Source organism: Burkholderia sp. Ac-20384, assembly GCF_017104605.1.
Lineage (GTDB): Bacteria > Pseudomonadota > Gammaproteobacteria > Burkholderiales > Burkholderiaceae > Burkholderia > Burkholderia lata.
The window spans coordinates 1-6,720 of sequence record NZ_JAAGPE010000409.1 but is presented as its reverse complement, the minus strand read 5'-3'; the positions used below and the strand labels follow the sequence as shown (position 1 = coordinate 6,720).

7 protein-coding genes are annotated in these 6,720 nt (G+C 66.8%); 4 read left to right on the top strand and 3 right to left on the bottom strand.

Annotated features, from left to right (window positions below; translation table 11 throughout):
• Positions 1-565 (bottom strand): NAD(P)H:quinone oxidoreductase (gene wrbA / locus G3O00_RS38520; protein ID WP_206146137.1); only part of this gene is annotated, 565 nt, incomplete at its 3' end.
• A 145-nt stretch (positions 566-710) separates the two neighbouring features.
• Between wrbA and G3O00_RS38515 the strand changes: the two genes are divergently transcribed.
• Entirely contained in the window at positions 711-2,042 is a 1,332-nt protein-coding gene (locus tag G3O00_RS38515) for a YihY family inner membrane protein (protein ID WP_174934008.1), read from the top strand.
• 16 nt (positions 2,043-2,058) lie between these two features.
• Here G3O00_RS38515 and G3O00_RS38510 read toward each other — a convergent pair whose 3' ends face one another.
• The gene (locus G3O00_RS38510) at positions 2,059-2,376 is read right to left on the bottom strand and encodes an Mpo1-like protein (RefSeq protein WP_011351766.1); all 318 of its coding nucleotides are present in this window, start codon (positions 2,374-2,376) and stop codon (positions 2,059-2,061) included.
• Positions 2,377-2,534: 158 nt separating this feature from the next.
• On the opposite strand from G3O00_RS38510, the gene G3O00_RS38505 reads away from it, so the two are divergent.
• The 3 genes from G3O00_RS38505 (at position 2,535) to aroC (ending at position 6,429) form a co-directional block, all read left to right on the top strand.
• Positions 2,535-2,990, top strand: coding sequence for a CBS domain-containing protein (locus G3O00_RS38505; protein WP_006488504.1), 456 nt, complete (start codon positions 2,535-2,537; stop codon positions 2,988-2,990).
• Between the two features lie 139 nt (positions 2,991-3,129).
• Positions 3,130-5,064 (top strand): MFS transporter, encoded by a 1,935-nt coding sequence (locus tag G3O00_RS38500; protein ID WP_206146136.1) that lies wholly within the window; start codon positions 3,130-3,132, stop codon positions 5,062-5,064.
• A 264-nt stretch (positions 5,065-5,328) separates the two neighbouring features.
• Positions 5,329-6,429, top strand: a complete 1,101-nt coding sequence (aroC, locus tag G3O00_RS38495; protein ID WP_206146135.1) for a chorismate synthase — start codon at positions 5,329-5,331, stop codon at positions 6,427-6,429.
• A gap of 136 nt (positions 6,430-6,565) precedes the next feature.
• Here aroC and G3O00_RS38490 read toward each other — a convergent pair.
• Positions 6,566-6,720: 4Fe-4S dicluster domain-containing protein (locus G3O00_RS38490; protein ID WP_146122926.1), on the bottom strand; the 155-nt coding region annotated here is incomplete at its 5' end.

Sequence of the window (6,720 nt, the reverse complement as noted above, 5' to 3'; positions counted from 1 at the left end):
GCACGCCGCGCGCAGCCGCGAGCGCCTTTTCGTCCGCCGACAGCCCGGCGGCTGCCGAGCGATCGTGCTGCGCGACGTGCGACGCGCCGTACGGCGTGCCGCCGGTGCGCGTCGTGGTGAGCGCGGATTCCGTGTACGGGATCCCGACGATCATCATCCCGTGATGGAGCAGCGGCAGCATCATCGACAGCAACGTCGATTCCTGGCCGCCGTGCAGGCTGCCCGTCGACGTGAACACGCTGGCCGGCTTGCCGGTCAGCGCACCCGACAGCCATTGCGGTGTCGTGCCGTCGAGGAAATACTTGAGCGAGGCGGCCATGTTGCCGAAGCGGGTCGGCGAGCCGAGCGCGAGGCCCGCGCATTCCTCGAGATCGCGCAGTTCCGCGTACGGCGGGCCGTCGGCGGGAATGTCGGGGGCGGTGGCTTCGCAGACGGCCGATACGGGCGGCACGGTGCGGATGCGGGCCTGCATGCCCGGCACGCTGTCGATGCCGTTCGCGATCGCGAGCGCGAGATCGCGCGTGGCGCCGTGACGGCTGTAATAGAGGACGAGAATGTCTTTCATGGGCTACGGAGCCGCGTGCGGCCGCGCGCGTGCCCGGTGCAGTCGGCCCCTGCTGGAATCGAGCGGCTATTATAGGGGCTGAAGCCGTCGCGCAGCGCGACGGCGGCGCGCCGTCGGGCGCGCGGCATCAAGAAGGAGAAGCCGTTTGCCGAAGTTGAGCGTCGATCTCGACACCATCAAGCGCCTCGCGCAGTTCGCGGCCCGGCGCAGCGCCGAGGATCGCATCCCGCAAGTGGCGGGCAGTCTGACGTTCACGACGATGCTGGCGCTCGTGCCGCTCGTGACGGTCGCGTTCGCGCTGTTCACCGCGTTCCCGATGTTCGCGTCGTTCCAGATATCGCTGCAGGGGTTCCTCGCGGATCACCTGATGCCTGCGCAGTTCAACATCCAGATCTTCAAGTACCTGAACCAGTTCGCGTCGAAGGCGAAGGGGCTGACGACCGCCGGCCTGATCGTGCTCGTCGTCACGTCGGTGATGACGATGATGACGATCGAGTCGGCGTTCAACCTGATCTGGCGCGTGCGCAAGCCGCGGCCGTTCGCGCAGCGCGTGCTCGCGTACTGGGCGCTGATCACGCTCGGCCCGCTGCTGTTCGGCGTGAGCCTGTCGATCTCGTCGTACCTGTTCACGCAGTCGCTGGCGTTTACGGGCGCCGCGCCGTCGACATCGATCGTCGAGTGGCTGCTCGCGCTCGTATCGTTGCCGCTGACGGTGCTCGCGTTCACGCTGCTGTACGTGTACCTGCCGAACTGCACGGTCGCATGGCGCGACGCCGTGATCGGCGGGCTGTTCGCGGCCGTGGCATTCGAACTCGCGAAGCGTGGCTTCGGCTACTACGTGCGGCGCATTCCGACCTATACGGCCGTCTATGGCGCGTTCGCGGCGCTGCCCGTGTTCCTGTTATGGGTGTACCTGAGCTGGTTCATCGCGCTGCTCGGCGCGATGGTGGCCTCCGCGCTGCCGGCGATCCGCGTCGGCCAGTTCCACCGTATCCACTATCCGGGCAGCGACCTGCTCGACGCGCTGGAAATGCTCGCGCGGCTCGCCGAAGCGCGCACGGTCGGCAAGCGCGGCTACACGGCGATGCGGCTCGCGACCATGCTGCGCTGCGACATGGAAACCGCGCAGCGCTTGCTGACGACGATGGAGGAGCGGGAATGGATTGCGCGGCTGGACGGCGGCGGCGAGACCACGCCGCGCTACATCCTGCTCGCGAACCCGGAGCAGCTGACGCTCGCGCAGCTGTTCGACGTGCTGGTGATCGACCGCACGGAGCTGACCTACCAGTTGCAGCGGCGCCGCAGCCACGTCGATGGCGCTGCGCTGCTTGCGGTGCTGTCGAGCGACCGCTTTGACGTGTCGCTCGCGTCGCTGATCGCCGCGCACCGGCTTGCGGGTGCGCAGCCGGCGGCGATCCCGGGGCAGGCGCCGGGCACCGTGCCCGACCCGCATGCACGCCCGCCGCGGCCCGCGTGAGCGGGGCGCCCGGCCGCTACAACGGGATCTTGCCCGTGCAGATGTCCTTGAACATCACCCAGTCGCCCATCAGGCTGTAGATCGGGTGCCGGAACGTGGCCGGGCGGTTCTTCTCGAAGAAGAAGTGTCCGACCCACGCGAACCCGTAGCCGCAGACGATGGCCGCCGGCAGCCACAGCCAGTTGCCGGTCGCGATCGCCATCGCGACGCAGCCGATCACGCCGAGCGAGCCGATGAAATGCAGCCGCCGCGACGTCAGGTTCTGGTGTTCGTTCAGGTAATACGGGTAGAAATCCGCGAAGCTGGCGAATTGCTCGGAATGCGTATGCGCCATGGACGTCTCCTCGGGCCGCCATCGATGCGGTCATTGTGCGGCGGGCGGCCCGTGTCCGCAAGCGGGGGGCGGCCCGCCGCACGGGCCCGCGCTTTCCTTTTGACAGGCTTTCCGATAGGATCGAAAGAGATTTTGCATTCAAGCATGAGGGGACTACGATGCGCGTCAGCGATATTCTGAAAGTGAAGGGCAACACGCTGTTTACGGTGACGCCCGATAAGCCGCTGCGCGAAGCGGTCGACACGATGGCCGAACACGATATCGGTTCGCTCGTTGTGATGGAGTACGGCGATCTCGTCGGGATGCTGACGTTCCGCGAGATCATCCTGCGCCTGCACGTGAACGGCGGCGCGATCGGCGACGTCCAGGTGCGCAAGGTGATGGACGAGCCGCTCACGTGTACGCCGGAAACCGACGTCAACGAAGTGCGCCGGATGATGCTCGAGCGCCACGCACGCTACATGCCGGTGCTCGACAAGAAGGTGCTGATGGGCGTCATTTCGTTCTACGACGTCGCAAAGACGGTCGTCGAGGCGCAGAGCTTCGAGAACCGGATGCTGAAGGCGTACATCCGCGACTGGCCGGAATCGGAAGCCGAAGCGCACAAGCCGTGAACCACGCCGCGCCCGGCACCTTGTTGCATGGGCGCCGCCATCCGGCATGCGGCGGCGCAGGCTTGTCCTGCGCCGCCGTTTTTTCAACGACAACACGAGGCCCGCGCAGCTTCGCCAAGACGACGCGCGCGTATTCCGCATGAGCGATCACACGCAAGCCACTTCGGAGCGGCGCGACGAACGGCGTGCCCACGCGTCGCAGTTCGACCTGCTGCGCGAAAGCCGTTTCGCCCCGTTCTTCACGACCCAGTTCCTCGGGGCACTGAACGACAACGTCTTCAAGATCGGCTTCACGTCGCTCGTCACCTATCACACCGCGCGGTTCTCCGGCGTCGATGCGAAGACGGCCGCGTTCCTGATCTCCGCGATCTTCATCCTGCCGTTCGTGCTGTTCTCGGCGACGTCCGGCCAGATCGCCGACAAGTACGACAAGGCAACCCTCACGCGCTTCGTGAAGACCTTCGAGATCCTGCTGATGCTGGTCGGCGCGGCCGGCTTTGTCACGCACAGCGCGACGCTGCTGTATCTGTGCACGTTCATGATGGGGATGCACTCGACGCTGTTCGGGCCGGTCAAGTATTCGTACCTGCCGCAGCATCTCGGCGAACATGAGCTGGTCGGCGGCAACGGCCTCGTCGAGATGGGCACGTTCATCGCGATCCTGATCGGCACGATCATCGGCGGCGCGGCCGCGGGCATCGAAGGCAGCGGCGAGCGCGTGCTCGCGGTGAGCGTCGTCGTCATCGCGCTTGCGGGGCGGTTCGTCGCGCAGCGCGTGCCGTCCACGCCGGCGCCGCAGCCCGATCTCGTGATCAACTGGAATCCGGTCAGCGAGACCTGGCGCAACCTCGGGCTCGCACGCCAGAACCGCACCGTGTTCCTGAGCCTGCTCGGCATCTCGTGGCTGTGGTTCGTCGGCGCGACGTTCCTCACGTCGTTCTTCAATTTTGCGAAGGACGTGCTGTCCGCGAGCCCCGACGTCGTCACGATCCTGCTCGCGACGTTCTCGGTCGGCATCGGCCTTGGCTCGCTGCTGTGCGAACGGCTGTCGCAGCGACGCGTCGAGATCGGCCTCGTGCCGCTCGGCTCGATCGGCATCAGCGTATTTGCGATCGAGCTGTATTTCGCGAGCCACGCGCTGCCTTCGCCCGGCCATCTGCTGTCGGTCGGCGAATTCCTGGCCGGTGCACGCCACTGGCGCATCCTGGCTGACCTGTTCCTGCTCGCGATGTTCGGCGGCTTCTACAGCGTGCCGCTGTACGCGCTGATCCAGAGCCGCAGCGCACCGACGCACCGCGCGCGGATCATCGCCGCGAACAACATCCTGAACGCGTTGTTCATGATCCTGTCGGCCGTGATGGCGATGGGGCTGACCAAGGCCGGAGTCGACATCCCCGGCCTGTTCCTCGTCACGGCGCTCCTGAACGTGATCGTCGCCACGTATATCTATCTGCTCGTGCCCGAGTTCCTGCTGCGCTTCGTCGCATGGGTGCTCGTACACACCTTCTACCGGATTCGCCTCGTGCACGCGGAGCGGATCCCGGCAGAAGGGGCGGCCGTGCTCGTGTGCAACCACGTCAGCTACGTCGATGCGCTCGTGCTGGCCGCGGCAAGCCCGCGCCCGATCCGTTTCGTGATGGATCACCGGATCTTCAAGGCGCGCTTTGCGAGCTGGGTGTTCCGGCATGCGAAGGCGATCCCGATCGCGCCGCGTCACGAGGATCCCGCGATGCTCGCGCGTGCGTACGACGCATGCGAGGCCGCGCTGAAGGAAGGCGAACTCGTGTGCATCTTCCCGGAAGGCAAGCTGACGAAGACGGGCGACATCAACACGTTCCACCACGGCATCACGGAGATCCTGGGTCGCACGCCGGCGCCGGTGATTCCGATGGCGTTGCGCGGGCTGTGGGGCAGCTATTTTTCGCGGCATTCCGATGCGCGGATGCCGCGCCCCATCAAGCGCGGTGTGATGAGCCGGCTGACGCTGGCGGTCGGCGAGCCGATCCCGGCGTCGGTTGCGACGCCCGAGGCGCTGCAGGCCGCGGTGACCGAACTGCGCGGCGCGCGGAAGTAGGCGGGGCGGGCCCGGCGGCATTGCCCCGGGCCGTAATGACCGCCGCGACCCGGCCCGTTCGACCGGCGCGGCGCGGGTCTGCGATCGTCGCTCCGGGCCGTGCCCGTGGCCGGCCGGTGTGGTCCGAACGGTTCACGCGGCCCGCGTACCCGGGACGGCTGGCATAATAGCGGCTTACCTCTTTTTCTCGACCGGCAAACGATCGACCTGCCTGCGGCCCGGGCAGCGCGTCGGTTTGTCCATTTCTCTTTGGGCGGTTCCATCATGTCCGGCAATACCCTCGGCACGCTTTTCACTGTCACGACCTTCGGCGAATCGCACGGTCCCGCGATCGGCTGCGTGATCGACGGCTGCCCGCCGGGAATGGGGCTGACCGAAGCCGACATCCAGATCGAGCTCGATCGCCGCAAGCCCGGCACGTCGCGTCACGTGACGCAACGGCAGGAGGCCGACGAGGTCGAGATCCTGTCGGGCGTGTTCGAAGGCGTGACGACCGGTACGCCGATCGCGCTGTTGATCCGCAACACCGACCAGCGCAGCAAGGACTACGGCAACATCGTCGAGACGTTCCGTCCCGGCCACGCCGACTACACCTACTGGCAGAAGTACGGCATCCGCGACTACCGTGGCGGCGGCCGCTCGTCCGCACGCCTGACGGCGCCGATCGTCGGCGCGGGTGCGGTCGCGAAGAAGTGGCTGCGCGAGCGCTTCGGCGTCGAGGTGCGCGGCTACATGAGCGGCCTCGGCGAGATCGACGTGCCGTTCGTCGACTGGTCGCACGTGCACGAGAATCCGTTCTTCTCGCCGAATGCGGCGGTTGTGCCGGAACTCGAGGCGTACATGGATGCGCTGCGCAAGGACGGCGATTCGATCGGTGCGCGCATCGACGTCGTCGCGTCGGGCGTGCCGGTCGGCTGGGGCGAACCGGTGTTCGACCGTCTCGATGCGGACATCGCAAAGGCGATGATGAGCATTAACGCGGTGAAGGGCGTCGAGATCGGCGTGGGCTTCGACAGCGTCGCGCAGCGTGGCTCGGTGCATGGCGACGAGCTGACGCCGGGCGGTTTCGTCGGCAACCATGCGGGTGGCGTGCTCGGCGGGATTTCGACCGGGCAGGACATCACCGTGTCGATCGCGATCAAGCCGACGTCGAGCATCCGCACGCCGCGGCGTTCGATCACGAAGGCGGGCGACGAAGCGACGGTGGAAACGTTCGGCCGTCACGATCCGTGCGTCGGCATTCGTGCGACGCCGATCGCCGAGTCGATGCTCGCGCTGGTGCTGATCGATCATGCGCTGCGCCATCGCGCCCAGTGCGGGGACGTCGAGACGCCGACGCCGAAGATCGCGGGCAGCGCGACCTGACGCAAGCGGGTGGGGCGCTGCGCGTCTCGCCTGGCCGTTGCGCGGAGAATGCAAAACGGGGCGCTGCTTCAAGCAGCGCCCCGTTTCGTTTGCGGCAACCCAAAAACACGCCGCTCGTGGCGACGCGTTCCGGCAATTACATATTCGGGTAGTTCGGCCCGCCGCCGCCTTCCGGCGTGACCCACACGATGTTCTGCGTCGGGTCCTTGATGTCGCAGGTCTTGCAGTGCACGCAGTTCTGCGCGTTGATCACCAGGCGATCGCTGCCGTCGTCGTTCTTCACGAATTCAT